The 24,100-nt window shown below is 63.1% G+C and carries 26 protein-coding genes; 9 read left to right on the forward strand and 17 right to left on the reverse strand.

Going from position 1 to position 24,100, the window contains the following annotated elements:
- Positions 1 to 425 precede the first annotated feature (425 nt).
- The gene (locus J3O30_RS03000) at positions 426 to 1,301 is read left to right on the forward strand and encodes a transporter substrate-binding domain-containing protein (protein ID WP_207582818.1); all 876 of its coding nucleotides are present in this window, start codon (positions 426 to 428) and stop codon (positions 1,299 to 1,301) included.
- A 26-nt stretch (positions 1,302 to 1,327) separates the two neighbouring features.
- On the opposite strand, the gene J3O30_RS03005 is transcribed toward J3O30_RS03000, so the two are convergent.
- From J3O30_RS03005 to J3O30_RS03025, 5 genes are all read right to left on the reverse strand, one after another.
- Positions 1,328 to 1,741, reverse strand: coding sequence for a tellurite resistance TerB family protein (locus J3O30_RS03005; protein WP_207582819.1), 414 nt, complete (start codon positions 1,739 to 1,741; stop codon positions 1,328 to 1,330).
- An 81-nt stretch (positions 1,742 to 1,822) separates the two neighbouring features.
- Positions 1,823 to 2,530, reverse strand: a complete 708-nt coding sequence (locus J3O30_RS03010) for a thermonuclease family protein (protein WP_207582820.1) — start codon at positions 2,528 to 2,530, stop codon at positions 1,823 to 1,825.
- An 11-nt stretch (positions 2,531 to 2,541) separates the two neighbouring features.
- Positions 2,542 to 3,231 (reverse strand): helix-turn-helix transcriptional regulator, encoded by a 690-nt coding sequence (locus J3O30_RS03015; RefSeq protein WP_207582821.1) that lies wholly within the window; start codon positions 3,229 to 3,231, stop codon positions 2,542 to 2,544.
- A gap of 115 nt (positions 3,232 to 3,346) precedes the next feature.
- The gene (locus J3O30_RS03020; RefSeq protein ID WP_207582822.1) at positions 3,347 to 3,994 is read right to left on the reverse strand and encodes a response regulator transcription factor; all 648 of its coding nucleotides are present in this window, start codon (positions 3,992 to 3,994) and stop codon (positions 3,347 to 3,349) included.
- A 91-nt stretch (positions 3,995 to 4,085) separates the two neighbouring features.
- The gene (locus J3O30_RS03025) at positions 4,086 to 4,484 is read right to left on the reverse strand and encodes a hypothetical protein (RefSeq protein ID WP_207582823.1); all 399 of its coding nucleotides are present in this window, start codon (positions 4,482 to 4,484) and stop codon (positions 4,086 to 4,088) included.
- Positions 4,485 to 4,602: 118 nt separating this feature from the next.
- Between J3O30_RS03025 and J3O30_RS03030 the strand changes: the two genes are divergently transcribed.
- Positions 4,603 to 4,956, forward strand: coding sequence for a DUF952 domain-containing protein (locus J3O30_RS03030; RefSeq protein WP_207582824.1), 354 nt, complete (start codon positions 4,603 to 4,605; stop codon positions 4,954 to 4,956).
- Complete coding sequence (locus tag J3O30_RS03035) at positions 4,953 to 6,041, forward strand: quinone-dependent dihydroorotate dehydrogenase (RefSeq protein ID WP_207582825.1); 1,089 nt, start codon at positions 4,953 to 4,955, stop codon at positions 6,039 to 6,041. Before J3O30_RS03030 ends, J3O30_RS03035 begins: the two co-directional genes overlap by 4 nt.
- Here the strand turns inward: J3O30_RS03035 and J3O30_RS03040 are convergent.
- The 3 genes from J3O30_RS03040 to J3O30_RS03050 are packed head-to-tail and all read right to left on the reverse strand — an operon-like array spanning position 6,017 to position 8,157.
- On the reverse strand, positions 6,017 to 7,363 hold the full coding sequence (locus J3O30_RS03040; RefSeq protein WP_207582826.1) for an MATE family efflux transporter: 1,347 nt from the start codon (positions 7,361 to 7,363) through the stop codon (positions 6,017 to 6,019). The two genes, J3O30_RS03035 and J3O30_RS03040, sit on opposite strands and share 25 nt — an antisense overlap.
- Before the next feature lie 28 nt (positions 7,364 to 7,391).
- Entirely contained in the window at positions 7,392 to 7,889 is a 498-nt protein-coding gene (locus J3O30_RS03045) for a CAP domain-containing protein (RefSeq protein ID WP_207582827.1), read from the reverse strand.
- Position 7,890: 1 nt separating this feature from the next.
- Positions 7,891 to 8,157 (reverse strand): DUF6460 domain-containing protein, encoded by a 267-nt coding sequence (locus tag J3O30_RS03050; protein ID WP_164006429.1) that lies wholly within the window; start codon positions 8,155 to 8,157, stop codon positions 7,891 to 7,893.
- Between the two features lie 299 nt (positions 8,158 to 8,456).
- Between J3O30_RS03050 and J3O30_RS03055 the strand changes: the two genes are divergently transcribed.
- The gene (locus tag J3O30_RS03055) at positions 8,457 to 9,389 is read left to right on the forward strand and encodes a methyltransferase (RefSeq protein ID WP_207582828.1); all 933 of its coding nucleotides are present in this window, start codon (positions 8,457 to 8,459) and stop codon (positions 9,387 to 9,389) included.
- A 61-nt stretch (positions 9,390 to 9,450) separates the two neighbouring features.
- Here the strand turns inward: J3O30_RS03055 and J3O30_RS03060 are convergent, their stop codons facing one another.
- Positions 9,451 to 9,600 (reverse strand): hypothetical protein, encoded by a 150-nt coding sequence (locus J3O30_RS03060; protein ID WP_207582829.1) that lies wholly within the window; start codon positions 9,598 to 9,600, stop codon positions 9,451 to 9,453.
- Between J3O30_RS03060 and J3O30_RS03065 the strand changes: the two genes are divergently transcribed.
- Entirely contained in the window at positions 9,599 to 10,237 is a 639-nt protein-coding gene (locus J3O30_RS03065) for a YitT family protein (RefSeq protein WP_207582830.1), read from the forward strand. The genes J3O30_RS03060 and J3O30_RS03065 overlap by 2 nt on opposite strands.
- A 98-nt stretch (positions 10,238 to 10,335) precedes the next feature.
- A complete protein-coding gene (locus tag J3O30_RS03070) occupies positions 10,336 to 10,503 on the forward strand; it encodes a hypothetical protein (protein ID WP_207584407.1) in 168 nt (55 codons plus the stop codon).
- Positions 10,504 to 10,570: 67 nt separating this feature from the next.
- On the opposite strand, the gene J3O30_RS03075 is transcribed toward J3O30_RS03070, so the two are convergent.
- The gene (locus J3O30_RS03075; protein WP_207582831.1) at positions 10,571 to 11,032 is read right to left on the reverse strand and encodes a carboxymuconolactone decarboxylase family protein; all 462 of its coding nucleotides are present in this window, start codon (positions 11,030 to 11,032) and stop codon (positions 10,571 to 10,573) included.
- A gap of 21 nt (positions 11,033 to 11,053) precedes the next feature.
- Positions 11,054 to 11,554 carry an Rrf2 family transcriptional regulator gene (locus J3O30_RS03080; protein ID WP_207582832.1) on the reverse strand — a complete coding sequence of 167 codons (501 nt, stop codon included), beginning with the start codon at positions 11,552 to 11,554 and terminating at the stop codon, positions 11,054 to 11,056.
- Positions 11,555 to 11,674: 120 nt separating this feature from the next.
- On the opposite strand from J3O30_RS03080, the gene J3O30_RS03085 reads away from it, so the two are divergent.
- From J3O30_RS03085 to pdeM, 3 genes are read left to right on the forward strand one after another with little or no spacing between them, the layout of a single operon-like run.
- Positions 11,675 to 12,307, forward strand: coding sequence for a YitT family protein (locus tag J3O30_RS03085; RefSeq protein WP_207582833.1), 633 nt, complete (start codon positions 11,675 to 11,677; stop codon positions 12,305 to 12,307).
- A 47-nt stretch (positions 12,308 to 12,354) separates the two neighbouring features.
- The gene (locus tag J3O30_RS03090) at positions 12,355 to 14,880 is read left to right on the forward strand and encodes a ligase-associated DNA damage response DEXH box helicase (protein ID WP_207582834.1); all 2,526 of its coding nucleotides are present in this window, start codon (positions 12,355 to 12,357) and stop codon (positions 14,878 to 14,880) included.
- A gap of 22 nt (positions 14,881 to 14,902) precedes the next feature.
- Positions 14,903 to 15,631 carry a ligase-associated DNA damage response endonuclease PdeM gene (pdeM, locus tag J3O30_RS03095; RefSeq protein ID WP_207582835.1) on the forward strand — a complete coding sequence of 243 codons (729 nt, stop codon included), beginning with the start codon at positions 14,903 to 14,905 and terminating at the stop codon, positions 15,629 to 15,631.
- Positions 15,632 to 15,675: 44 nt separating this feature from the next.
- Here pdeM and J3O30_RS03100 read toward each other — a convergent pair whose 3' ends face one another.
- From J3O30_RS03100 to J3O30_RS03125, 6 genes are all read right to left on the reverse strand, one after another.
- Positions 15,676 to 16,257: a transglycosylase SLT domain-containing protein gene (locus tag J3O30_RS03100; RefSeq protein ID WP_207582836.1), complete on the reverse strand. Its 582-nt coding sequence runs from the start codon at positions 16,255 to 16,257 to the stop codon at positions 15,676 to 15,678.
- A 28-nt stretch (positions 16,258 to 16,285) separates the two neighbouring features.
- Entirely contained in the window at positions 16,286 to 17,272 is a 987-nt protein-coding gene (locus J3O30_RS03105) for an alpha/beta fold hydrolase (RefSeq protein WP_207582837.1), read from the reverse strand.
- A 107-nt stretch (positions 17,273 to 17,379) separates the two neighbouring features.
- Positions 17,380 to 17,937 (reverse strand): dihydrofolate reductase family protein, encoded by a 558-nt coding sequence (locus J3O30_RS03110; protein ID WP_207582838.1) that lies wholly within the window; start codon positions 17,935 to 17,937, stop codon positions 17,380 to 17,382.
- Positions 17,938 to 18,131: 194 nt separating this feature from the next.
- The gene (locus tag J3O30_RS03115) at positions 18,132 to 18,932 is read right to left on the reverse strand and encodes a TIGR02186 family protein (protein WP_207582839.1); all 801 of its coding nucleotides are present in this window, start codon (positions 18,930 to 18,932) and stop codon (positions 18,132 to 18,134) included.
- Positions 18,932 to 19,855 carry a sulfite exporter TauE/SafE family protein gene (locus J3O30_RS03120; protein WP_207582840.1) on the reverse strand — a complete coding sequence of 308 codons (924 nt, stop codon included), beginning with the start codon at positions 19,853 to 19,855 and terminating at the stop codon, positions 18,932 to 18,934. Before J3O30_RS03120 ends, J3O30_RS03115 begins: the two co-directional genes overlap by 1 nt.
- 335 nt (positions 19,856 to 20,190) lie before the next feature.
- Entirely contained in the window at positions 20,191 to 23,991 is a 3,801-nt protein-coding gene (locus tag J3O30_RS03125; RefSeq protein WP_207582841.1) for a peptidoglycan-binding protein, read from the reverse strand.
- Positions 23,992 to 24,100: the final 109 nt, after the last annotated feature.

Raw genomic sequence — 24,100 nt, forward strand, 5'->3', positions numbered from 1 at the left:
GCATCATGCAATCGGTCGGCGGGTCCGTGTCGTCGCCACAAATAGAGGCGATATTCTTTAATTCCGCGCTAACGGCGGGGCGGCATACCCACGATTTTTAGCGCCCGAATTATCGTCTTCAATGCGTTGCCATGGCTGCCCGATCTGCGCTGATGGCTGCCCCTCACCCTAACCCTCTCCCCGTAAACGGGGCGAGGGGACATCCCACGCGAGGCGTCGGCGAGGTCGCGGCATATCCCCTTCGCCCCGCAAACGGGGGTCCGAAGGACGGGCCGAGACCCGTGGCTCGACCCCGGTCGGTGCCGGCAGGCGGATGAGGGGCGGATGCGGCACGATCCGTCGCATGCATATTCCCCGTCCCGCATGACTCTGCTACATCTCGCCGACACCGCACGCTTCGCGCTTAACCCGAGACCAAGATCACGATGATGCAATCCAAGTTGGCATCCCTGGCTGTGAAGGGTTTTCTCGTATTCGGGCTGTTTCTGCGCGTGCTGTTTTCGGGTTTTGCCGCATCCGCTCAGCAGGCTGCACCCTCGCTGCCGCTGCTTTTCGATGCCCGCGAACGTCTGGCGAGGCCCGATCTCTCCTCGCTGGTCCGCTTGCGTTTCCTGACCTCGGTCGATTTCCCGCCGTTCAATTTTACCGATCAGAACGGCAAGCTTTCCGGTTTCAACGTCGATCTCGCCCGCGAGATCTGCAGCGAGCTGGAGATTTCAGACAAGTGCCAGATCCAGGCGATCCCTTTCGCCGATCTGAAGGATGCGCTCGCCGCCTCGCAGGGCGATGCCGTCATCGCCGGTCTTGCCGTGACGCCTGAATTGCGCCGGCAATTCGTCTTCTCCCGGCCCTATCTGATGCTGCCGGCGCGCTTCGTGCACAATCTCGCCGTTCCGCTCGACGGCAAAACGGCGGCCGCGCTTTCGGCTCACCCGGTCGGTGTGGTCAAGGGCACGGTGCACGAGGCGATGCTGGCCGCCTTCTTTCCCGCGATCAAGGCGCAGACCTTCGACACCAAGGACGCCCTGCTTGCTGCGCTTAGGGAGCGCAAGGTCGATGCCGCCTTCGCCGATGCGCTGCAGCTTTCCTTCTGGGTCTCCTCGCCGGCCTCGGCCAAATGCTGCGCACTGTTCGACGGCCCCTATCTCTCCGAGCATTTCCTCGGCGAGGGCATGACGATCATGCTGCGGCAGAAGGACAGCGTGCTGACGTCAGCCATCGACCACGCGCTCGCCACGCTGTCGCGCAACGGCCGTCTGCAGGAAATCTATCTGCGCTATTTTCCCTACGGGCTCTACTGACATGCATAAAAACAAAGACTTAAGGATCAGCTCTTGCGGAAACGGGCTATCGCACTGCGCTCGATCGCCGCGCAGGTCAGCTTGTCGAGGCCGAGCCGGTCGCGCAGCAGGCTGAGCAACCGCAGTTCTTCCGCCTTGACCGAAAGATCGGCGGAAGCCACCTCGACGGCCAGCGCATAGGCGGTGTCGTAGAGCTTGACGGGCAGGGTGTCGCGCACGGTTTCGAGAACGACGTCGAGGCCCTCAGGTCCGGAAAGCAGCGAGGCGCAGTCGCGCGCCACCGAAATCAGCTTGTCGTCATCGAAATCCCGGAAAACCGGCAGAAATCCGATCAGTTGGCCGATCCTTTCCAGCTCCCTGTCGTTCATCGTGCTGTCGACGGCAGAGGCCATCACCATCACGTAGATCAGCGCATCATGGGCGGAAAGCGGCTTGTTCATCTCTGATTCCTTTTTCGATCAGCGGAGATTAGGAATTGGCAGCCGCCATTACAAGGGATCGGTCCCCGTCATGACCGCCAGTTATCTCCGGCGCGGATCGTCGCCGTAAAGCCCTTTTCCAGCCTGCCTGGCTTTCTCGGCGGCCGATGCAAGCGGCGAACCCGCCGCGACTTCAGCCCAGCCGTTTTCGGCAAGCCATGCGCCGAGATCCTGCGTGCCGAGCCGGCATGCGGTCGTCGCCATTTCCTTCCATTCGGCCGGATCGATATCGCAGGCGATGCTGCGATTGCGCAAAAGTTGGCGCAGCGCCGTCTTCGCCATCATGCCGCAGGGCCATTGCCGGCCCGCCGGCCCGCATATCCTGTCGGCCGGCGTCGGCACGACGCCGGCGAGCTGAAGCCTGCGCTCGCCGAAGGACAGCATGCCGGCATTTTCGACCGCCGGCCGCGTCAGCTCCATCGGCTTTTTCGCGGAAGGATTTGCGGCTTGCCCGGCGGCGGTCTCAGCTGGTGGTGCGATATCGGCGGGTTTGGGCGCCGTGCCGTCGGCTGGCCGAGGGGAGGGAGGAGCCGGCGGTTGCGCCGAACGGGCGATCACTTCGGCCCGGTCGTCCGACATCGCAGCCGGTTCGCCGGCTTGCGCGGCGGGATCCACCGAAGTCGCCGTCTCCTCTGCCGACACGCTCTCTTCCCCGGCCGTGCCGCCGCGCAGCCTTGTTTCGCCCGCCATCAGCAGGCCGGCCACCACCGCCATTCCCGTAAGACCTGTGAACAAGGCGGCAAGGCGCATGGAATATCTTCCTATTGACTGGCCCAGATGATGCGGGCGATCCAATCGACGTCGGAAAGCTCGAGTGTTCGGTTGGCATGTTCGGGATTGAGCGACATCAGCTCGATCGATCGCGGGCTCTGGCGCAGCAGCACCTTGGCCATCACCTCGCCCGCGCATGTGCGCACCACGACGCGGTCGTTGCGGCGCACCTGCGCACCCGGCGCGACGATCAGCACGTCGCCGTCGCGGTAGAGCGGCATCATGCTTTCGCCCTGCACCTCCAACGCATAGACGCCGGATTTCTGTGTCGGGGCCGCCGGAAATTCCACCACATCCCAGCCATGGCCGGCCGGAAAACCGCCATCGTCGAAAAAGCCGCCGGCGCCGGCCTGGGCGAAGCCGAGCAGCGGAATCGAGCTTCCCTGCGGCGGAAAGGCGTCGTCAGGCTCTCCGGCAAGCTCTCCGGCCAACTGCTTGGAAAGACCGGCATCCGGCCGCAGGAAGACAAGGAACTGTTCCATGCTCGCCCCGGTCGCACCGAGCACCTTGGCGATCGATTCCGTCGAGGGCCAGCGCAGCCGCCCATCGGCGGAAAGCCGTTTCGACTTGTTGAAGGAGGTGGGGTCGAGCCCGGCGCGGCGCGCAAGACCGGATGGCGTCAGGTCATGCCGTTCGGCAAGCCTGTCGATCGCTCCCCAGATCTGGTCGTGTGACAGCATATGCGCCCGATTCCGTGCGGCTCGTGCCTGCCGCGCTTAAACCAGGCCGAATATTAACCGACCGTGCCGCCTGAGTAAAGGTAAATGAGGAATAAAATCCTGTTATTGAAAGTGCTTAGGCGACCATCGCCATATTGATCTTGCCGAGCTGGATGACCGCTTGGGTGCGGCTGTCGACATCGAGTTTCAGCAGGATCGCCGAGACATGCGCCTTGATCGTCGCCTCGGAGACGCCGAGTTCATAGGCGATCTGCTTGTTCAGCAGCCCTTCGGCCAGCATGGTCAGCACCCGGCTCTGCTGCGGCGTCAGCGTATGCAGGCGGTGGATCAGGTCGGCGACATCGGGATCCTGCTCCTGGCCGTCGCGATAGTTTTCCGGCGTGGCGATATCGCCGGCAAGCACCGTCTGGATGCTGCGGCGAATGCCCTCGATGCCGGAGGATTTGGAGATGAAGCCGGAAGCGCCAAGTTCCAGCGCCCGGCGGATCGTCGTCGCATCGTCGCTTGCCGAGACGATGATGATCGGCAGGCTGGCGAATTCGGAGCGCAGCGCCATCAGGCCGGAAAAGCCGCTGACCCCGGGCATGGCGAGGTCGAGCAGCATTAGGTCGGCGTCCGCATGGGCGCCTGCGGCCGTGCGCGCAGCGGCGAAATCGCCGGCCTCGACGATCGCCTGCCGGCCTTCCATGCCGATCACCGCCTGACGCAGCGCATCCCGGAAAAGCGGATGGTCGTCCGCAATGATGATGGTCTGTTCGTGCATCGAAAACTCCCTCCCAAGAGCCCGATCATTGCCGGCGCGCGAACGCCATCCCTCCGCGTTCATGCCGGCTTTCTCATGGGATTATATCAGATCAGGTCTTCTGCGGAAGGGGATTGGCGTTTTCATCAGCCTGGAACTCCTTCACCATCCCCATGAAACTCTTCATCATCTTCTCCATGATGCTGATCGAGCGGTCGACTTCGGCATCGCTCGGCAGCGCGCGCTGGATGGAGCCGCCTTGCTCCAGCTTCGTCACCCGCTCGGAAAGCCGGTCGAGTTCGTCCTCATAGGCCGCCCGTTCGTCGGCCGCCATCCGGCAGACGAGGGCGCCGTCCTTGTCCTGGCAGATCGACATTGCCCCGGTCTGCCGGTCGAGCCGCACGAAATGGTCGCCGCTCTTTTCCAGCTGGAACCGGCTTGCATCGGGTTCGGCCGCCGCGGCGCCAAGCGGCAGGAGAAGAACGCTAAGCGTGAGAACCAAAATCTTCATCGTCTCATCCTCCGGAATTTGTTTCTGCCGGTCCCGTTTTTGAGTGCTGGGGCGTGGACATCGCCGCCTCTTTCCGGCAAAGCGCTGGTGATCGAGGACCAGCAATCGCGAGGCCATGATGAGCGTGACACCGACCCTTTACAAGATCGTGACGGAAACGCTCTGGCAGCAAGCCAGACAAACCGGCATTTTTCATGGCGCCGGCATCGATCTGAAGGATGGCTTCATCCATTTCTCGACCGCCGATCAGGTGAAGCAGACCGCGGCGCTGCATTTTGCCGGCCACTCCGGGCTGCTGCTGATTGCCGTCGATGGAGGGGGTTTTGGCGACAAGCTGGTGTTCGAACCCTCGCGCGGCGGCGATCTCTTCCCGCATCTCTTTGCCGACCTGCCGCTGGCCGCCGTGCTCTCAGAAGTACCGCTGCCGCTCGACGAGACCGGCGCCCATGTCTTCCCGGAGCTGCAGCCATGATCGATCCTTTCAAGCGTGTCGCCCGCAAGGGTCTCTTCCTGTTCGATCCGGAAACGGCGCACGGCATGTCGATCGCCGCGCTGAAATCCGGCCTGGTGCCCGCTTGCCAGCTCACCCCCGATCCACGCCTGCGCCAGACGGTTGCCGGCCTCGTCTTCGACAATCCGCTCGGCATGGCCGCCGGCTACGACAAGAATGCCGAGGTGCCGGAGGCGCTCTTGAAGCTTGGTTTCGGCTTTACCGAAATCGGCACGGTGACGCCGAAGCCGCAATCCGGCAATCCGCGGCCGCGCATCTTCCGCCTGGTCGAGGATGAAGCCGTCATCAACCGCCTCGGCTTCAACAATGAAGGCCATGAGGCAGCTTTCGGACGCCTTGCCGCGCTGAGCGGCAAGGGCATGGTCGGCGTCAATATCGGCGCCAACAAGGACAGCGACGACCGCATCGCCGATTACGTCGCCGGCATTCGCCGCTTCCATTCCGTCGCACGTTATTTCACCGCCAACATCTCTTCGCCGAACACGCCGGGCCTGCGCGACTTGCAGGGCCGTGAAAGCCTCGCCGCACTGCTGTCTGCCGTGCTTGCGGCGCGCGACGAGGCAGCAGTGACATCCGGCCGCAAGGTCCCGGTCTTTCTGAAGATCGCTCCTGATCTGACCGAGGAAGGCATGGACGATATCGCGGCGGAAGCGCTCGCGCATGCGCTGGATGGTCTGATCGTCTCCAACACCACGCTGTCGCGCGACGGTCTCAAGGATCAGCGCCAGGCGAAAGAGACAGGCGGCCTCTCCGGCGTGCCGCTGTTCGAAAAATCGACGGCCGTGCTCGCCAGGATGCGCAAGCGCGTCGGCCAGGCTTTGCCGATCATCGGCGTCGGTGGTGTCTCCTCGGCCGAAACCGCGCTGGAAAAGATCAGGGCGGGCGCCGATCTCGTCCAGCTCTATTCCTGCATGGTCTACGAAGGGCCTGGTCTGGCCGGCGATATCGTCCGCGGCCTCACCAAACTCCTGGATCGCGAAAAGGCCAACTCGATCCGCGACTTGCGCGACACCAGGCTGGATTACTGGGCGGCCCGAAATGCCTGATCGGCCCGCGGCTTGACCAGTATTGCCAGGAAAAAGCCGCGGAAGAGCAGGAAGGCGTTCATTGCCAGCCAGAGGCCGTGATTGCCAAAGAGCGGGACGAAGACGGCGAGCATCAGGAGATAGCCAGCAAAGGACATCAGCATCCGGTTGCGCATCTCGGCCGACCATGTGGCGCCGATGAAGACCCCGTCCATCAGGAAGGCGAGCGCGCCCGTCAGCCCGGTCACCGCCGCCCAGGGCAGATAGGTCTCAGCCGCCTGTCGCACCTCCGGTGAGGTCGTCAGCACCGAGATCAGCCAGGGACCGGCGAGGAAGAAGAAAGCCGAAACGATCGCCGCCAACCCGAAGGACCACAAGGTCGTCAGCTTCAGCCCGCGGTCGAACGCCGGCCGGTAGCGCGCGCCGATCGCCCGGCCGGTGATCTGCTCGGCGGCATTGGCGAGCCCGTCGAGATAATAACTGGAGAGCAGAACGAAATTCATCAAAACGGCATTGGCGGCAAGCGTCACCGCGCCGAAACCGGTGCCGATCCGCGTCATGATGGTGAAGGCGCCGATCAGCACGAAGGTGCGGATCAGGATGTCGCGGTTGAGCGCGAAAAGCTCAGCCAGCCGGCGCCGGGAAAAAACCTCGGACCATGCTGGCCGCTCCGCCTTGGCAAAGCCGCTGAGCACGATGAAAAGCCCGGCGAACGCGCCGGCCGTCTCGCCGGCCATCGTACCCCAGGCGACCCCCGCCACGCCCCAATCGAGCGTCAGGCCGAGATAGATGGACAGCAGGATGTTGATGCCGTTGATGATCGCCTGCAGCAGCAGCCCGATCTTGCCCTGTCCGCGCCCGAGCACGAAGCCAAGGATGGCGTAATTCGCCAGTGCTGCCGGTGCGGCGAGGATGCGGATCGAAAAATAGCTGCTGGTCGCCTCGGCGATCGCTCCGTGCGCGCCCATCAGCCTCAACCCGGCCGCGATCAGCAGCGGCGAAAGAAAAAGCAGCGCCAATCCGCAGCCGAGCGCCGAAATCATCGCCCGGGAGAAGATCGCCTGCTGCTCGTGCCCATCCCGCCGGCCATAGGCCTGCGCCGTCAGACCGGTCGTCGAGGCGCGCAGAAAGTTGAAGCTGCCCATGATCAGATCGAACAGCATCGCGCCGATCGCCAGCCCCGCAAGTGCTTCCGGGTCACCCATACGGCCGACGACGGCGGTATTCGTCAGCCCGAGCATCGGCGTCGTCATGAAGCCGAGCGTCATCGGAATGGCGATCGACAGCACCAGCCGGTGCGTCACATCGAAAGCGAACCTGTTGTCGTTGCTGCGCGTATCCATGATGGCCTTATCTCGAGGCCGAATCGCCTCAGCTGGACAACACCATGGCCCAATAGGGCAGGTTCCTGGAAGATACATTATGGGCGACGGCGACGCCGAGGCCGTCATAGCGCCCGAGCATGTTTTCCAGATGATGCGGCGAGTTGATCCAGGCCGTCACCACGGCATCGACGCTCTGCTGGCCGGCGGCGATATTTTCAGCCGCCGGCAGCTGGACGCCGCTCGCCTTGACCCGCGCCCCGAAACTGTCGGTTAGCCCCATCAGATGCGCCATCTTGCCGGCACTCGCCATGCGTTTGGCCTGGAAGAGAGCAGCCGTGCTCGCCGCCGGATCGGGGCTAAGCGGCGGCAGACCGTTCTTCGCCCTCAACTGGTTGACGAGCGGCAGCACGCTCGCCGTTTCGTCCTCGCCGTTGGACGGCGTGCCGGCAAGGTGCGGGGTCGTGGTGCAGCCGGCGATGCCGGCGGCAAACGTGAGTCCGGAAAGGATGAGCAGGCTGCGCCTGGAAAGGTCGATCGATGTCATGTTACCGGCGATAGCTGAAAAGGCGAAGGATGACGAAGAGCGGGATGACGATCGTCGCCCCGAGGAGGAGATAGTCGCCGACGCGCCCGAGCGCCGAGAAACCCCGATGCCAGATTTCCAGGATGAAATCCCGGAACCCATAGATGATGTTCCACGGCGTCAGGCCGAAGACTGTCATGACGAAACCGACGATCAGCGACACGACGATAAGCTTTATCAATGTGCGGGCGAAGGAATCGCCGAGGAACTTGTTCACCTGATCGGACATGCGCCATCTCCTGTTTGCCCTTGGAATAAGGTTGCGGCGTACCGCCCGCAAGCCCTTTCCGGGATTGGCCGCTTCGCCTGTGAAATAGGACTTGAGTTTTTTTGTGGCCGCAGCCAAATGCGGGCTGGCGCATCGGCCCGAAAATCGGAATCGATTTTCGGAAAGCACGATGCGCGGATTGAAAGTGTTACAGCGTCCTTTGCGCGTCTTAAAAGACGCGCGGCGCTGTAACGCATGTCGCGCAAAAGTGTGGAGCGGTTTTGCGATAACGACATGCGTAAAAGTCAACAGGTCTAATTATGCAGCCCCACCAGCTTTCCTCAGGCGATGTCATCGCCGACCGCCGTGCCGATTACGCCCGCATGCTCGACGAAGGCGGTGAGCCCGAGGCGGCGGCCGAGCTGATGGAGCAGGCGCTCGAACTCGTGCCCGGCTGGGCCGCCGGCTGGTATCGCCTCGCCACCTATCGCGAAAAGGCGGGCAAGGGGGAAGCCGCGATCGGGGCCTATCGCAGCACGCTTGCCCTCGATCCCGAAGACATTTTCGGCGCCGCACTCAAGCTCGCCCTGCTCGGCGATAGCGCCACACCCGACCGGCCGCCGAGCCGCTATGTCGAGCGCCTGTTCGACGACTATGCCGACCGTTTCGAATCGGCACTGGTCGAAAAACTCGATTACAGCGTCCCGCAGAAGCTCGCAGCCCTCGTTAACTCCACCGGCAGGCATTACCAATTGGCCGTCGATCTTGGCTGCGGCACCGGTCTGCTCGGCTCGGAAATCCATGGCCGTGTCACCCGTCTCGAAGGCTTCGACCTCTCGCAGAACATGCTGGCCAAGGCCGCCGAGAAACACGTCTATGACAGTCTCGCCCAGGCCGATCTGTCGCTCGCGCCCGATCTCTCCGGCCTGTTTACCGATGCGGCGCGACATCGCGCCGACCTGGTGACGGCAGCCGATGTGCTGATGTATCTCGGCAATCTCGAAAGCGTCTTTGCCATCGTCGAAGACCTCGCCGCCGCCGGCGCCGACATCGCCTTTTCCGTCGAGGATGCGGGGGAGGGCGACGGCTTTCATCTCGCGCCATCGCTGCGTTACGCCCATTCGGAAGCCTATGTGCGGAAGCTGCTCGCCCGTCACGGCCTCGAAATCCTCAAAATCACCAAGACGGTCATTCGCAAAGATGGCGGCAAACCAGTTGCCGGCATTCTGTTTCTTACGCGCAAGCCGGCGTGAGCGAACATTTCTTGCGATGTTTTTATAGGTCAGTATTGCTTACCTATTTCGCTTGATCGGCTCACTGAAAAACCCGATACTGCACCGCATCGGCAGCGAGCCCAGCGATAAACGCCAAGGCGCTCAAGCTCATTTCATTACGCAAAATTTCGCCGCGCCCGGTGTTCTCCGGCGTGTTCTTGAACTCGTCTGCCGTGGAGACTGGCGACATGACACAGCTCATCAATGCCCTTGGCGGCTTCTGGAATGCCAGCGCCACGCGCCATGCCCCGATCGAAGACGTGCAGGGCATATTCTCCGGCAGCCTCGTCGCCGCCCTCGGCCTCTACGTGCTCGCCAGCGCCGGGCTTCTTACCGGCAGCACGGCCGGCGTGGCCTTCCTTTTGCATTATGCCTTCGGCGTCAATTTCGGCCTTGCTTTCTTCCTGCTCAACCTGCCGTTCTTCTGGCTGTCGTGGAAGCGTCTCGGCATGGGTTTCACGATCAAGACCTTCATCGCCATCGGCCTGACTTCGGTGCTTGCCGACGTGCAGTCGCGCTTCTTCTCCATTTCCAGCATCCATCCGGCCTGGGCGGCCCTTCTCGGCGGCCTGCTGCTCGGCTTCGGCGTACTGGCGCTCTATCGCCACCGCGCCAGCCTCGGCGGCGTCGGCATTCTCGGTATCTACGTTCAGGAGCGTTTCGGCATCCGCGCCGGCCTCGTCCAGCTCGCCATCGACCTCTGCGTGCTCGCCGCCGCCTTCCTCGTCACCACGCCGCCGGTCGTCTTCTATTCCGTGCTCGGCGCCGTCGTCCTCAACCTTTTCGTCGCCATCAACCACCGTGCCGACCGCTACATCGCACTCTAACATTACAAATCGGTAAGCCATTCTAAACAAAACGTAACTTGCCTCTGCTCAGCCATGACGCGACACTTCTTCCCGCGCCGGATTTGATGAGGTGAGTTATGTCAGATTTGGAAAAGCTTGTAAGACGCCGCATGCAGGAAGAATACGCCAAGGGCGCTTCCGCAGAGGAAATCGCGAAAGTTGTCCGCGACCTCTTCAATAGCATCGACCTCTCAGGCCCATCGCCTGATGCCGTTGCCGTGCGGGCCACTCCGAATTACGAGTGACCTTATATTCAACCGACCCGAGATTTTCGGGTCGGTCGCCGGGATGGTTCCCTTAAGCAGAAATTGATCACGCTGCCTTGACTGCGGCATCGATCGGATGCTGCGAGCGGAAGCCGACGGCAAGTCGGTTCCAGATATTGATCGCGCCGATCGCCACGGTGATCTTCGTCATTTCCTCCTCGGAAAAATGCGCCTTCAGCGTCTCGTAATCGGCATCCGGTGCACCGGTTTTAGCAATGTTGGTCACGGCGTCGACCCAGCCGAGCAGCGCCCGTTCGCGGGTGTCATAAACTGGTGATTCCCGCCAGACACACATCAGGTTGATCCATTGCTCGCTGAGCCCATCATGGCGGGCTTCCTTCACATGCATGTCGACGCAATAGGCGCAGCCGTTGATCTGCGAAGCGCGCAGCTTGATCAGGTGGATGAAGCGGCGCTCGAGCCCGGAGGACTGGACGTACTGCTCGAGCGCGACGATCGCCTTGTAGGCATCGGGGGCGGCTTTTGCGAAGTTGAAACGCGGTTGCATGATCTTCTCCTTGGTTATGGCTCAGCGAGCCGTCTTGCGTTCATGGATTTCAAGGAAGGCGCAGCCTCGGGCTGCGATCGATCCGTCGTCGAGGGCCGTCAGTTCGATGCCGAGGTCGGCAATGCTGGTCTTGGCGAGTTCGGTCCGATAGACCCGTTCGGCCCGGAGCATCGCCGCGCTGATGTTGCAGGGCTTGGCGAAGAAGCGATCGGCGACCGGGTTCGGCCCGCGCTGGCGGATTTCGGCGCAGCGGAAAGCCGGCGCCTGTCCCTCGACCGCAAGCAGGATGTCGAGCAGCGAGATCTCCTCGGCCGCCTTCGCCAGCCGGTATCCGCCTTTCGGCCCCGGCACGGTATCGAGGATGCCGGCGCCTGACAGCGCCTGCAGATGTTTCAGCAGATAGCTCGTCGAGACGCCGTGGAACTCCGCCAGTGCTGCGGCCGAAAGCACGCCGCCTTCGGAGAGGCCGGCAAGCATCGCGACGCTGTGAATGGCCTGCTCGACTCCATCGCTCATCTTCATCGAAGCATCTCTCCAATTCGTGGATAAAAAATATCCATGATTATACCGGTTGTCAACAGGGCGCTGTTTGCCTTTCTCCCGGCGCCGGATAGAAACGGAGAAAGCCGACAGGGGAACATCATGGCATCCAACGCCTTCGCAGGCCTTCTGAATACCAGCGCCGATCGCCACTCGCCGTTCGACGACGCCCAGGGCATCGTCGCCGGTAGCATGCTCGCCGTGCTTGGCGTCTCGCTTCTCTCCGGCGCGGGGCTGCTCGCCGGCGGCACGGCGGGTCTTGCCTTCCTCGCGCATTATGCGACCGGGATCAGCTTCGGCCTTTGTTTCTTCGCGGTGAACCTGCCCTTCTATTATCTCGCCTTTCGCCGCTTGGGTCTTGCCTTCACCATCAAGACCTTCGCCGCCATCGCCCTGACATCGGTCCTGTCCGAATTCGTCCCGGAATTCATCGGCATCGCCCATGTCAATCCTTTCGCCGGGGCGCTCTTTGGCGGTCTTGTCATCGGCGCCGGCATGCTGGCGCTCTTTCGCCACCGCGCCAGCCTCGGCGGCATCGGCATTCTCGCCCTCTATATTCAGGATCGTTTCGGCTGGCGCGCCGGTTTCGTCCAGCTCGGCTTCGACGGCATCATCCTGGCGCTCTCCTTCTTCGTCGCCAGCCCCTTCATCATTGCCTGCTCCGTGCTCGGCGCGGTCGTGCTCAACCTCACGATTGCCATCAACCATCGCAAAGACCGCTATATCGCCATGTGAAAAGCTGCCGCTCTTCTTTTTCCTTAGGATTTCACTAGTTTCAGGGCGTGGACCAGATCGATGCCGAAGCCCGCGCTTTGTTGCCTGCCGCCTTTACCCGCTGGTTTGCGGAAAAGGGCTGGCGGCCGCGCGCCCATCAGCTGGAATTGCTCGCCCGCGCCGAGGCCGGTGAAAGCACGCTGCTGATTGCGCCCACCGGCGCCGGCAAGACGCTCGCCGGTTTTCTGCCGTCGCTTACCGATCTCACCCGCCGCGGCCGGATTCCGCCAGGCTCCGTCTTCACCGGCATCCATACGCTCTATGTCTCGCCGCTGAAGGCGCTTGCCATCGATATCGAGCGCAACCTGATGAAGCCGGTCGAGGAGATGGGCCTGCCGGTTACCGTCGAAAACCGCACCGGCGACACGCCGAACGCCAAGCGCCAGCGTCAGAAGCTCAACCCGCCGGATATTCTTCTGACGACACCGGAACAGGTCGCGCTGCTTCTCGCCAACCGCGAGGCCGAGCGCTTCTTCAAGGACCTGAAATATGTCGTGCTCGACGAGTTGCATTCGCTCGTCACCTCCAAACGCGGCCATATGCTGTCGCTCGGCCTTGCCCGCCTGCGCCGCCTTGCCCCCGGCCTCCAGACCATCGGCCTGTCGGCGACCGTCGCCGAGTCGATGGATCTGCAGAAATGGCTGGTCGCCCAACAGGAGGGCAGCGGGCAGGAGGGCAGTGAGCATCATGCCGGTCTCGTCGTCGTCGAGGGTGGCGCCAAACCGGATATCTCGATCCTGTCGACCGAAGAGCGCATTCCCTGGGCCGGCCATTCCGCTCGCTATGCCATTCCCGACGTCTACAACAAGCTTGTCGAACACAAAACGACACTGCTGTTCGTCAACACCCGCAGCCAGGCGGAAATGCTGTTCCAGGCGCTCTGGACGATCAATGACGACAATCTGCCGATCGCCCTCCATCACGGCTCGCTCGATGTCGCCCAGCGCCGCAAGGTCGAGGCGGCGATGGCCGAAAACCGGCTGCGCGCCGTCGTTGCCACCTCCACCCTCGATCTCGGCATCGACTGGGGCGACGTTGATCTCGTCATCCATGTCGGCGCGCCGAAGGGCGCCTCGCGGCTTGCCCAGCGCATCGGCCGCGCCAATCACCGCATGGACGAGCCGTCGAAGGCGATCCTCGTGCCGGCCAACCGCTTCGAGGTGATGGAGTGTCAGGCGGCCCTCGACGCCAATTATGTCGGTGCCCAGGACACCCCGCCGGTCGGCCGCGGCGCGCTCGACGTGCTCGCCCAGCACGTGCTCGGCATGGCCTGCGCCGAACCTTTCGACATGCTGGAACTCTACGATGAAATCATCAGCGCTTCGCCCTATGCCGATCTGACCTGGGAAACCTTCGAGCGCATCGTCGATTTCGTCGCGACCGGCGGTTATGCGCTCCGCACCTACGAGCGTTATGCCCGCATCCGCAAGACCAAGGAGGGCCGCTGGCGCGTCTCCAATCCCGCCGTCGCCCAGCAATACCGCCTCAATCTCGGCACCATCGTCGAAAGCCCGATGCTGAACATCCGCATGGTCAAGCGCGGCGAGGGCGGCAGGATCGGCCGCGGCGGCGCCACGCTTGGAAAGGTCGAGGAATATTTCCTCGAGCAATTGTCGCCGGGCGATACTTTCGTCTTCTCCGGCAAGGTGCTGCGCTTCGAGGGCATCCGCGAAAACGAGTGCCTGGCATCGCAGGCCTTTTCGCTCGATCCGAAGATCCCCTCCTACAATGGCGGCAAGTTCCCGCTGTCGACCTATCTCGCCGAGCAGGTGCGCGCGATGATCGCCGACCCCCACCGCTGGCGCCAACTGCCGGATCAAGTGCGCGACTGGCTGTCGCTGCAGAAAGACAAGTCGATGCTGCCGAAGCGCGACGAGTTCCTGATCGAAACCTTCCCGCGCGGCAGCCGCGGCTATATGGTCGCCTATCCCTTTGAAGGCCGTCTCGCCCACCAGACGCTCGGCATGCTGCTCACCCGCCGGCTGGAGCGGGCCGGCGCCAAGCCGCTCGGCTTCGTCGCCACCGATTATTCGCTGGCCGTCTGGGGGCTCGAGGATATGGGGCTGATGATCGGCAATGGCAGGCTCAGCCTCTCCGACCTCTTCGACGAGGATATGCTTGGCGACGATCTCGAAGCCTGGCTCGACGAATCCTTCCTGTTGAAGCGCACCTTCCGCAATTGCGCCGTGATTGCAGGCTTGATCGAGCGCCGTCATCCTGGCAAGGAAAAGAGCGGCCGCCAGATCACCGTCTCGGCCGATCTGATCTACGACGTGCTGCGCAGCCACGAGCCGGATCACATCCTGCTGCAGGCGACGCGGCAGGATGCGGCGACGGGACTTTTGGATATTGGCCGTCTTGGCGATATGCTGAGGCGAATCAGGGGCCACATCACCCACCGCGCTCTCGACCATATTTCCCCGCTCGCCGTGCCGGTGATGCTGGAAATCGGCCGTGAAGCGGTGCCGGGCGAGGCGCATGATGCGCTGCTCGCCGAAGCGGCCGACGATCTGATCGCCGAGGCGCTCGCTTGAGACTTGTTTGGGAATATTGACCGTGATCAACCGCCTGGCGCTTGCGCGCGACATATCGGGACAGACCGCGATGCCGGGGATCGAGACATCGGTCCATGGCATTGCCGCCGTCTGCGACCCCCTCGGCGCGCTTTATCTGCCGGATGCCGGCCTGCTCGTCGTCTCCGACCTGCATCTGGAAAAAGGCGCGGCCTTCGCCCGCCGCGGCATGATGCTGCCGCCTTATGATACGTTGGCGACGCTGACCGTGCTTGCCGCCGTCATTTCTCGTTATGATCCGAAGCTCGTCGTCTCGCTCGGCGACAATTTCCACGACCGCATCGGTTCTGCGCATCTGCCGGAGAATTTCCGGGCGCTAATCGTCGCCATGGCCCGCGGCCGCGAATGGATCTGGGTCAATGGCAATCACGATCCCGACGGCGTCGTGGATCTGCCCGGCGCCTCGGTCGACGAGATGCATTATGCCGGACTGACCTTTCGCCACGAGCCGCGGAGCGGTTTGCAGAGAGGCGAAATCGCCGGCCACCTGCACCCCTCCGCGACCGTGCGCCGCCGCGAAAAATCCGTCCGCCGTCCGTGTTTCGCCACCGATGGCGCCCGCCTCCTGATGCCGGCCTTCGGCGTCATGAGCGGCGGCCTGGATCTCGCCCATCAGGCGATGAAGGGCCTGTTCGACACATCTTCGCTGATGGCGCATCTGCTGGGCCGGGATCGGATCTATTCGGTCAGATACGGGAATTTGCGGGGGTAGCGATTGCTATCTCGGATACGGGACTTACACGGCACACCCTGAAATCAATCACACTTCTGCAATTGCTGCTGATACGTCCCGGCCATCCGCGCAAATTTCTGCGCCGTCTGCTGCAATTGTCCGTTCGAGCGCCAGTCGCCGCGTTTGTATCCTGTCGGGCCGGAATAATAGGCGAGATAGAGATTATAAGCGTCGTTCAGCGGAATGCCGGTCTCCGCGCTGTTCTGGGCGTGATACCAGCCGATGAAATCGATGGCGTCGGCGAAGTTTGCCCGCCGCGCTGTCCAGTTCCCGGTCTGCGACTGATAGTGATCCCATGTCCCGTCGAGCGCCTGCGAATAACCATAGGCGGTTGAGGGCCGGGTCCAGGGAATGAAGCCGAACAGCTTGGTGCGCGGCGGCCGCGCATAGGGCTGGAAGCCGGATTCGGTATACATCGTCGCCATCAGGATTGGCACCGGCACGCCGTATTTCTTCTCCGTCCGCTCGGCTGCACGCTGCCAGCTGGAGAAGAGCCCGTCGCGCTCATCGAAGACGGCACAGATGTTCCTCGTCTGCTTCGGCGCCGTCGCGCAGCCGGCAAGCAGCGCGAGACCCACGGCGGTCAGAACGATACGAGTACGCATGATAAAACCTCTCGTTTCCGAGAGATTACTAACTCGTAAATGTTAAAAACCGGTTTTTAGTCGAATACGAACTTCTCTGGATTGCTGCCTGCGCCGGCCAGGGATGGATGCCGTCGCGCAGCCAGAGGACGCTGTCGCGCCAGAAGCCCTCGGAATGGCGTGCATGGAACAGGCCGAAATGGCCGATCGCCTCGAAGCCGAGATCGGCGGGCTGCAATAGCACTTCGCCAATCTCGGCGTTGCGGTAATAGGCAAGCGTGCGGCGGATCGCCGGCACGGTCCCGAGTTCGTCGTCCGACATGGCGACGGCAAGAATAGGTGCGGTCACCGCGGCAAAACGTTTGAGCACCTCGTCCCGCTCCGCGGCCGGGTGGCTCCACTCCATGCGCGCCCGGCGAAAGCTCCATTCATGGGCGACGCCCGCCGGCAGATCCTCGAGCCAGCCGAGCCGTTTGCCGGGAAAATAGCCGAAGAGCGCCGTCAGCATAGGCATGACGACGTGCCATTTGATCAGCAGCCGCATCCGGCGCGCTGCCGCATAATCGCGCCAATAGGCATATTGCGCGCCCATCGTCAGCATGCGGTCGATCCGGCCGGCATGTTTCGAAAGGCCCGGCAGAAAACCGCCGATGCTGTGGCCGACGACATAGAGAGGCTGGTCTGCCCGTCTGTCCATGAAGCACAGCGCCGCGTCGAAATCCTGTTCGCCCCACTCCCGCCAGCGATAATCGCAGCCGCGGAGCCTCGCCGGCCGCGAAAGCCCGATGCCGCGGTAGTCATAGGTCAGGACGTCGAAACCGTGAGCGGCGAGAAAGTGGCCGTAACGATGATAATAACGCGCAAGCACGCCAGTCGCCGGATTGATAATGACGCTGGCGCGAGCCTTCGCTTCGCCCGAGGTCCAGAGATGGCCGCCGAGCATCACGCCGTCGCTGCATCGGATCTCCACCGGTGCACCCACCGCCGGCCGTTCATCTTGTTCTTCCGCAAACGGTGGGTCTGCGCCTTTTGTCATGCTCCGTCGCCCTCTGTTCGGCGACGATGATAGAGGCGGGATTTGAGGAGGAAAAGCCGAATGCGGCCATAGATTGGACCGCCGTCGTCATCAGATAGTCTAACCCGCTACGCTTTGACGGGCTCGTAGCGCAAGATCACTGCGCCACTTTCCGTCGTTGAGGATTGGATGAGCTTTAGCGCGACCTGCTCCCCTGCAGGCTTGAAAAGCGGGTTGCCGCCGCCGAGAATGAGGGGCACGACGCAAATCCTGACTTCATCGATGAGGCCGGCTTTCAGCAGGCTGTCGGCAAGCGCGGCACTGCCGAAGATGAAGATCGTCTTGCCGTCCTCTTGTTTCAGCCTCGTCAATTCGGGGATCGGATCGCTGACGATGCGGGCATTGTTCCAGCCGGGCTCGGTCATCGTCCGCGACACGGCGATCTTAGCGATGCCGTTCATATAGGCCTTGATCTTGTCTTCGCTTTCGGCGGTCGGCCAGTAGGAGGCCATGCCCTCATAGGTCTTGCGGCCAAAGACCAGCAGATCGCCTTCTTCACCAAATTGCTCGGCCAGGCGCTGCAGCTCGGGTCCCCAGGCGAGATTGTGGAAGTCGATATCCCACGGCTTCGTGCCTTCGAAATAACCGTCGAGGGTCATCAGGTTCCAGACGACAAGCTTTCTCATTCCATCCTCCTTCTGGATTTGCCAGCCACGATCAAAACCGATTGCATATTACAACTGGTTGAAACCTAATGCAACTGATAGCAAAATGCAAGCGGTGTTCAGCGGTGAGAATGACCGCATCGGCGCGACGCGGCCGCTTGACCGCCCGCCGTTACAAGGAAGAAATTCGCGTGAATGCCGCGTCTTATCGCAGATCAGTCCTTGCGGAAGATCAGGCTGGCGCCCCAGCCGGTGATGACGGCAAGAGCCACGGACGCGAAGCCATAGAGGATCGGCTGGCCATGCGCGGCGTCGGTGATCGTCTGCTCGATGCCGGTTTTGATGACGCGCAGCGGCAGCGATTCCTGGGTGATAAGATTGCCGCTCTTGAACAGATAGGCGCGGACCGTGTGGACGCCGTTCGGAATGTTTGCCGGCAGGCGCAGGCTCGCCTTGAAGAGGTTGGAGGAAACGAAGCGCACGCCGCTCGGGTTGCGGTCGTAGAACCCGCCGCCCTGCTGCAGCCGCCGGAAGGCATCGCGGAATTCGCCGAGATTGCTGCCATCGCCGACGAAGCCGACCGGCGTCAGCGGAATGTGATCGATGCCGATCCCCTGATCGGTCAGCTCGAGCGGCGTCGTCAGGTCGTCGATCATCCGCGAACTCGACATCGAGTAGGAGTGCGGCACCGCCTCGAAGGTCATCGAGCGTGTATTGACCCAGATGCCGAAGACGCGCTCCTTCTTGCGCACCGTCGCATCCTGGCGCGGGCCTTCCAGCACCACGACCACGTCATATTGGCCGATGGCGAGCAGCAGCTGGTCGGTGTTCGAGAGCGCCCCGAAGATCGTCAGGTCGGCGCCGTGGAAATCCGAGGTGATGGCGATTTCGCTGGTCGACGTGCCGATTTCCAGCCCTTCACGCACCGCTTCGGTTGCCTGCCCAGGCAGCCATTGCGCTCCGGCAGCCGCCGGCAGCAGACAAAGAAGCGCGATGGCGGCGGCAAGCAGGCGCATCAATTGCCCGCTCCCATCACCACCGAATAGATGTCGGCCGGCGTCACCACCAGCGCGATCGCCAGACGCACGCCGACGGCGAGTACCAGCAGGCCGAGCAGGGCGCGCAGCTGCTCGCCGCGCAGCTTCTGGCCGACGCGCACGCCGTATTGCGCGCCGATGACACCTGCGACCATCAGGATGAAGGCGAGCACGATATCGACGGAAAAGTTCGTCGCCGCCTGCACGATCGTCGTATAGGCGGTCACGAAAATGATCTGAAACAACGAGGTGCCGACAACGACATTGGTCGGGATGCGCAACAGATAGATCATTGCCGGCACCATGATGAAGCCGCCGCCGACACCCATGATCGAGGTGAGGATGCCGATCGCAAAGCCGAGCGCAACGATCGGAATGACGCTGAGAAAGACCTTCGATTTCTTGAAACGCACCTTCAGCGGCAGTCTGTGCACCCAGTGCTGGTGGCCGGGCTTGCGTGGTGCCGGCGGCTCGTTGCCCGCCGCCCGCCGCATGGCATTGATGCTTTCGAGCAGCATCAGTCCGCCGACCGTGCCGAGGAAGATCACATACATCAGCGAAATGATCAGATCGAGCTGGCCGATGGCGCGCAGCAGCGAGAAGATCCAGATGCCGACCGTCGCCCCCGAGAGACCGCCGACCAAAAGCACCGTGCCGAGCTTGACGTCGAGCGTGCCGCGCCGGAAATGCGTGATCGCACCCGAGATCGACGACGCCACCACCTGGTTGGCGCCGGTTGCGACCGCAACGATTGGGGGGATATTGTAGAAGATCAGCAGCGGCGTGATCAGAAAGCCGCCACCGACGCCGAACATTCCAGACAGGAATCCGACGGCCGCCCCCATGCCGAGAATGATGAAGATGTTCACCGACAATTCTGCGATGGGCAGATAGATTGTCACAGCCGACCCCGAATGATGACCGCCCCTGCCGGGCGGTTTCTGTCACGACCCCGTTCGAATGCGCACCATACTGTGAAATCGTTGCCAGAGGCTTTCGATCGGCCCCTGTGGCGACGGAGATCGAAAGCGGACGATTCGGCAGGTGCGACGATCGATCTGTCCCGCATAATCCGGCTTTTTTCAGATTGCGTGACAGGCGGCGGAAAAAACGAAAAATGTTTGAGGCCGCCAAGCCTTTTGTAGGGCAATTACAGCAAAAGGGCCGTGCGGTTTGCGCCCGGGCTGGCGCAAACGAGACATAGGCCATTTCCGCACCCGAAAAGAGCGGAAAGGTTCTAGATGGCCTTGCTGCCCTGCTTGTTGCGTTCGAGCAGCGCCTTGACGGTTGCGTCGGTCACTTTGCCGTCCGGCTCCTGGCCGACCGACTTCTGGAAGCTTTTGATCGCGGTCACGGTCTTTGCGCCCATTTCGCCATCCGGTGAGCCGGCGTCGAAACCGTTATTGTTGAGGATCGCCTGGATATTGCGGATCGCCTTCTTCATGTCGACCGTCGCCGTCTTGAGGCCAGTGCCGGCCCATTCGTCGGGAATGTCGATAGCGTTGGTGCGGTGGTCGACCGGCTCCGGCTTCCAGAGATCGGCCTTAGTGCGGGCCCGCTCGAGCTGGTCCGGCTTCATGGCTTTGGCCACTTCGTCGCGTTTCTGCGCCGCGTCCTTGTCGCCGGCCTTGGCGGCGATCGAAAACCATTTGTAGGATTCTTCGATATCCGCCGGAACCCCGTTGCCCCTCGCGCAAAGGATCGCCAGGTTGAACTGGCTGTCGGTGATGCCGAGGTTGGCGGCCTTGGTGAACCATGAGGCGGCCGTGGCATAGTCCTGCTGGCCGAGCGCGCCGGAAGCGTAGAGCACGGCGAGATTATGCATGGCGCTGGCATTGCCCTGGTTTGCCGCCTGCTCGTAGAAGCTCTTCGCCTTCGCGATGTCGCGTTCGACGCCATTGCCCTTCTCGTACATGCTGCCGAGCCGGTACTGCGCCGGTGCAAAGCCCTTGTCGGCCGAAAGCTGGTACCAGCCTGCCGCCTGCTTCTGATCGACGGTGATGCCGTTGCGGCCGTCCGAATAACGCGCGCCGATCTCGAACAGCGCCAGCACATCGCCGCTGCGCGCCGCATCGGCAAGCGATTTCGGCTGGACGGTATCGGGAATGGTGATGGCGGCCTGCGGTGCGGATGCCGCCGCCGGCGTGTTCGCAACAAAGCCCGATGTCTCCTGCGCTGCGCCGGATGGGGCGGCAGGGGCAAATGTCGCGGCCCCTTCGCCGTCGAACGGCGCGGCATCGGTCAGATGATCGCCGACAACCGGCGGGGTTGCTTCCGGCTCAGCCTGTTCGGCGGCGGGGGACGTCGTCTGCGCTGTTGGGGCGGCCGTTTCTGCCGTGCCGGTGTCCGGCTGGGCGGGTGTTGCTTCAGGCAAGGCTAGCTGCGGATTTTCCGTCGCGCCGGTCAGCGCCGAGACTTCGGCTGGCGCCTGCGGGGCGCTCTCGCCGCTCGTCAACGTCCGGGCAAGCGGAAAGGCCATGATCGCCAGCAGCACGGCCCCGACGGCCAGCAGGATCGGCCGCCGGTAGCGCGAAAAGGCGCTGGTCTTGCCCGTCTTGTCAGAAGTCTTGTCGACGCTTGCGCCCTTCTTCTCGGCCTTGACGGCTGCCTGTTTCGGATTGGCGTCCACTTCCATCGCGGCTGCCTGCGCTGCACGACGCGCGGCGGCGATATAATCGGCGCGATCGGTTTCGGCGGCGGGTTTGCCGCGTGCGGCACTCTGGCTGGCGCGGACCCGTTCAAGGATCTTCTTCACGTCGGGCGCGCCCGAGCCCGGTTCGAGCAGTTCGTTTGCCGCATCCGTCGGCACCACGTCGGTCGGATCGATCGATGGCGCGGGGTCGATCATCGGGCGTTCGGTTGCCCGGCTCTCGGCTTTCCTGCCGGGCAGCAGCCGCTTGCCGAGGCTGGCAAGCAGGCTGGCCTTTGCCGGTGCCTGTGCCCGTATTGGCGTCACGTTCTCAGTCGTCCTGGTCGCGGCTTCGATGGCGATCGCGCTCGTTCCGCTCATGGCATTGGCTTGCACCGGGGCGGCAGGTTCGGCTGCAACCTCGGCCGTGCGGATAACAGGAGAGGCCTTCGCTGTGAGGACAGCGGCCGGCGTCCTGTCCATCTCGGCCTCGGCCACCATCAGCGCGTAGGGATCGACATCGAAATCGACCTCGGCCACCGGCATCTGGGCACTCACCCGCCCGCCGCGCTCTTCCATGCCGTCGAGGCGGTCGGCGATATGCACCAGCGTCTCGTGCAGCGCCTTGAAAGTCTTGTGCGTGCGCTCCTCGCTGTCGCGGCTGATTTCCTCGAGGTGACGCAGATCCTCGGCCAGCGCCGTCAGCGCCGACATATCGGCAGCAGCCACGGCGCCCTGCGGGCCGCCATGGCGCGAATAGGCGTCGACGACGGCTTCTGCCGCCTGGCGCGCCGCCTCGATGATATATTCGTCGCTCGTCGCCATATAGTCTTCGATCGCGCCCATCCGCCGGTCGAATTCGGCTGGGATCGCGGCGCTTTCGCGTGGCGTGTTCATCAGTGCCGAAAGATTGGCGATCTGGTCTTCGAGGTTCTTCAGCGCATGTGGATCGGTCGGCGCTGCCGATGTGCTCTCTTCCAGCCGGGCGGCGATGTCGCTCAGCCGCCCTTCGAGACGCCGGAAGGCGCCGTCGTCAACCGCGGCGGCCGGTGCCGGTTGCTGGTAGGCCATCTCGTCGATGCGCCGGGCGAGACCGTCGAGCCGCTGCGCCAGCACGTCGTTGACCGCGCCGTTCTCAAGCGCGTCGATCTTGCGGGAAATGTCGGAAAGCGTGCCGGTGAGGTCGGGCTGCGCCGTCGTTTGCGTGCGCTCCAGGAGATAGGAAAGATGCTCCAGCCGTTCGTCGAGCCGTGACGTCGCTTCCGCCTTCGTCAACTCCTCGACGCGAGATGTCAGCGCTTCGAGCCGCATCGCCAGCTCGTCGGCCGGCGTTGCGCGGTTGGCCGCATCATGGCTCATCAGATCGATCTGATCGGCCAGCGCCGAAAGCCGGCCTTCCAGCCGCTGCATCAGCGCCGGATCGTTGGTGGCAGCCGCGCGCCCGCTTGCCGCGATCGCCCGGCTGATCTCGTCAAGCCGCGTGTCCATGGCGGCGAACTGCTCCGACATGACCCGGTCGTGCGGCTGGATCATGTTGCCGAACTGCTCCATCGCCGTGGCGATGGCGATGAGCTTGTCCTCAAGTGCCCGGACCGCCGGGCTTTCGCCCATGCCGCCGATATGGCGCTTGATGTCGTCGAGCCTATAGGCGAGCGAAACCAGCTCTTCCTGCAGCCCCTCGGTATCGAGCGCCGCAAGCCGGCTCTCGAAGCCGTCCCAGCGGTTTTCCATATGGCGCAGCGAATCCTCGCGCGCCAGCCCGTCCATCAGCGAGCGCAGCTCCTCGAAGTCCTCGCGCAGGCCGGTCGCCTCCGGACCGCTCGAGCGGCCGGTCAACTGAGTAATGCTCTGGGCAAGGCGGCCCATATCGGCGCGCATATCATCGGCGAAACCGCCATCGCCGGCATTCGCCTTGATCTCGCGCAGCTCGGCGCGCAGCGCGTTCATCTCGCGGGTGACGCCCTCGGAAATATCGCGCTTCAGATCATGCCTGAGATTGACGAGCGCCTGGGCGATCTCGGTCATCGTGTCGTCGCCCGCACGGAGGGCGGGTGCCGGTTGTGGTGTGGCGACGCGCGACGCGGGTTCGCGCAACTGTGGGGCTGGTTCGCGCAACTGCGGGGCCGGCTCGCGTGTGTAGGGTCGCTCGCGGCCCGCTTCAAGCGCGCGCTGGCGCTGGCGGATTTCGGCGAGCGGATCCGGCCGCGGCTCGAGCGGCGCCCTTGCGGGGCGCGGAGCATTGGAGGCCGGGTAGGGTTCGCGCTCGGCTGTTGCCGTGCGCGGCCGCTGTTCGCGCCCGCTGCCTATCAGCCCTTCGATGCGTGCCTCCAGCCCTTCGATCGTGCGGTTCAGCGCATCGAGCGAGGTCCTGTCGGACTGTCGGGAAGGATTTGATCGCGATCCGTTCATCTTCTTGCTCGCTTCGACTGCTCGACCCCTCGTCAGAGCTCGATCATTGGCTTTTCCGTCTGTGGCCAGCGTCTTCACGCCGACCGGAGCACATCATTCATAAGAGGTT

Source organism: Rhizobium sp. NZLR1, assembly GCF_017357385.1.
GTDB lineage: Bacteria > Pseudomonadota > Alphaproteobacteria > Rhizobiales > Rhizobiaceae > Rhizobium.

Excerpts from the sequence above, each read along its gene's own strand:
- J3O30_RS03000 (WP_207582818.1), top strand. The coding sequence starts at position 426 with ATGATGCAATCCAAGTTGGCATCCCTGGCTGTGAAGGGTTTTCTCGTA.
- J3O30_RS03005 (WP_207582819.1), bottom strand. The coding sequence starts at position 1,741 with ATGAACAAGCCGCTTTCCGCCCATGATGCGCTGATCTACGTGATGGTG.
- J3O30_RS03010 (WP_207582820.1), bottom strand. The coding sequence starts at position 2,530 with ATGCGCCTTGCCGCCTTGTTCACAGGTCTTACGGGAATGGCGGTGGTG.
- J3O30_RS03015 (WP_207582821.1), bottom strand. The coding sequence starts at position 3,231 with ATGCTGTCACACGACCAGATCTGGGGAGCGATCGACAGGCTTGCCGAA.
- J3O30_RS03020 (WP_207582822.1), bottom strand. The coding sequence starts at position 3,994 with ATGCACGAACAGACCATCATCATTGCGGACGACCATCCGCTTTTCCGG.
- J3O30_RS03025 (WP_207582823.1), bottom strand. The coding sequence starts at position 4,484 with ATGAAGATTTTGGTTCTCACGCTTAGCGTTCTTCTCCTGCCGCTTGGC.
- J3O30_RS03030 (WP_207582824.1), top strand. The coding sequence starts at position 4,603 with ATGAGCGTGACACCGACCCTTTACAAGATCGTGACGGAAACGCTCTGG.
- J3O30_RS03035 (WP_207582825.1), top strand. The coding sequence starts at position 4,953 with ATGATCGATCCTTTCAAGCGTGTCGCCCGCAAGGGTCTCTTCCTGTTC.
- J3O30_RS03040 (WP_207582826.1), bottom strand. The coding sequence starts at position 7,363 with ATGGATACGCGCAGCAACGACAACAGGTTCGCTTTCGATGTGACGCAC.
- J3O30_RS03045 (WP_207582827.1), bottom strand. The coding sequence starts at position 7,889 with ATGACATCGATCGACCTTTCCAGGCGCAGCCTGCTCATCCTTTCCGGA.
- J3O30_RS03050 (WP_164006429.1), bottom strand. The coding sequence starts at position 8,157 with ATGTCCGATCAGGTGAACAAGTTCCTCGGCGATTCCTTCGCCCGCACA.
- J3O30_RS03055 (WP_207582828.1), top strand. The coding sequence starts at position 8,457 with ATGCAGCCCCACCAGCTTTCCTCAGGCGATGTCATCGCCGACCGCCGT.
- J3O30_RS03065 (WP_207582830.1), top strand. The coding sequence starts at position 9,599 with ATGACACAGCTCATCAATGCCCTTGGCGGCTTCTGGAATGCCAGCGCC.
- J3O30_RS03060 (WP_207582829.1), bottom strand. The coding sequence starts at position 9,600 with ATGTCGCCAGTCTCCACGGCAGACGAGTTCAAGAACACGCCGGAGAAC.
- J3O30_RS03070 (WP_207584407.1), top strand. The coding sequence starts at position 10,336 with ATGTCAGATTTGGAAAAGCTTGTAAGACGCCGCATGCAGGAAGAATAC.
- J3O30_RS03075 (WP_207582831.1), bottom strand. The coding sequence starts at position 11,032 with ATGCAACCGCGTTTCAACTTCGCAAAAGCCGCCCCCGATGCCTACAAG.
- J3O30_RS03080 (WP_207582832.1), bottom strand. The coding sequence starts at position 11,554 with ATGAAGATGAGCGATGGAGTCGAGCAGGCCATTCACAGCGTCGCGATG.
- J3O30_RS03085 (WP_207582833.1), top strand. The coding sequence starts at position 11,675 with ATGGCATCCAACGCCTTCGCAGGCCTTCTGAATACCAGCGCCGATCGC.
- J3O30_RS03100 (WP_207582836.1), bottom strand. The coding sequence starts at position 16,257 with ATGCGTACTCGTATCGTTCTGACCGCCGTGGGTCTCGCGCTGCTTGCC.
- J3O30_RS03105 (WP_207582837.1), bottom strand. The coding sequence starts at position 17,272 with ATGACAAAAGGCGCAGACCCACCGTTTGCGGAAGAACAAGATGAACGG.
- J3O30_RS03110 (WP_207582838.1), bottom strand. The coding sequence starts at position 17,937 with ATGAGAAAGCTTGTCGTCTGGAACCTGATGACCCTCGACGGTTATTTC.
- J3O30_RS03115 (WP_207582839.1), bottom strand. The coding sequence starts at position 18,932 with ATGCGCCTGCTTGCCGCCGCCATCGCGCTTCTTTGTCTGCTGCCGGCG.
- J3O30_RS03125 (WP_207582841.1), bottom strand. The coding sequence starts at position 23,991 with ATGAACGGATCGCGATCAAATCCTTCCCGACAGTCCGACAGGACCTCG.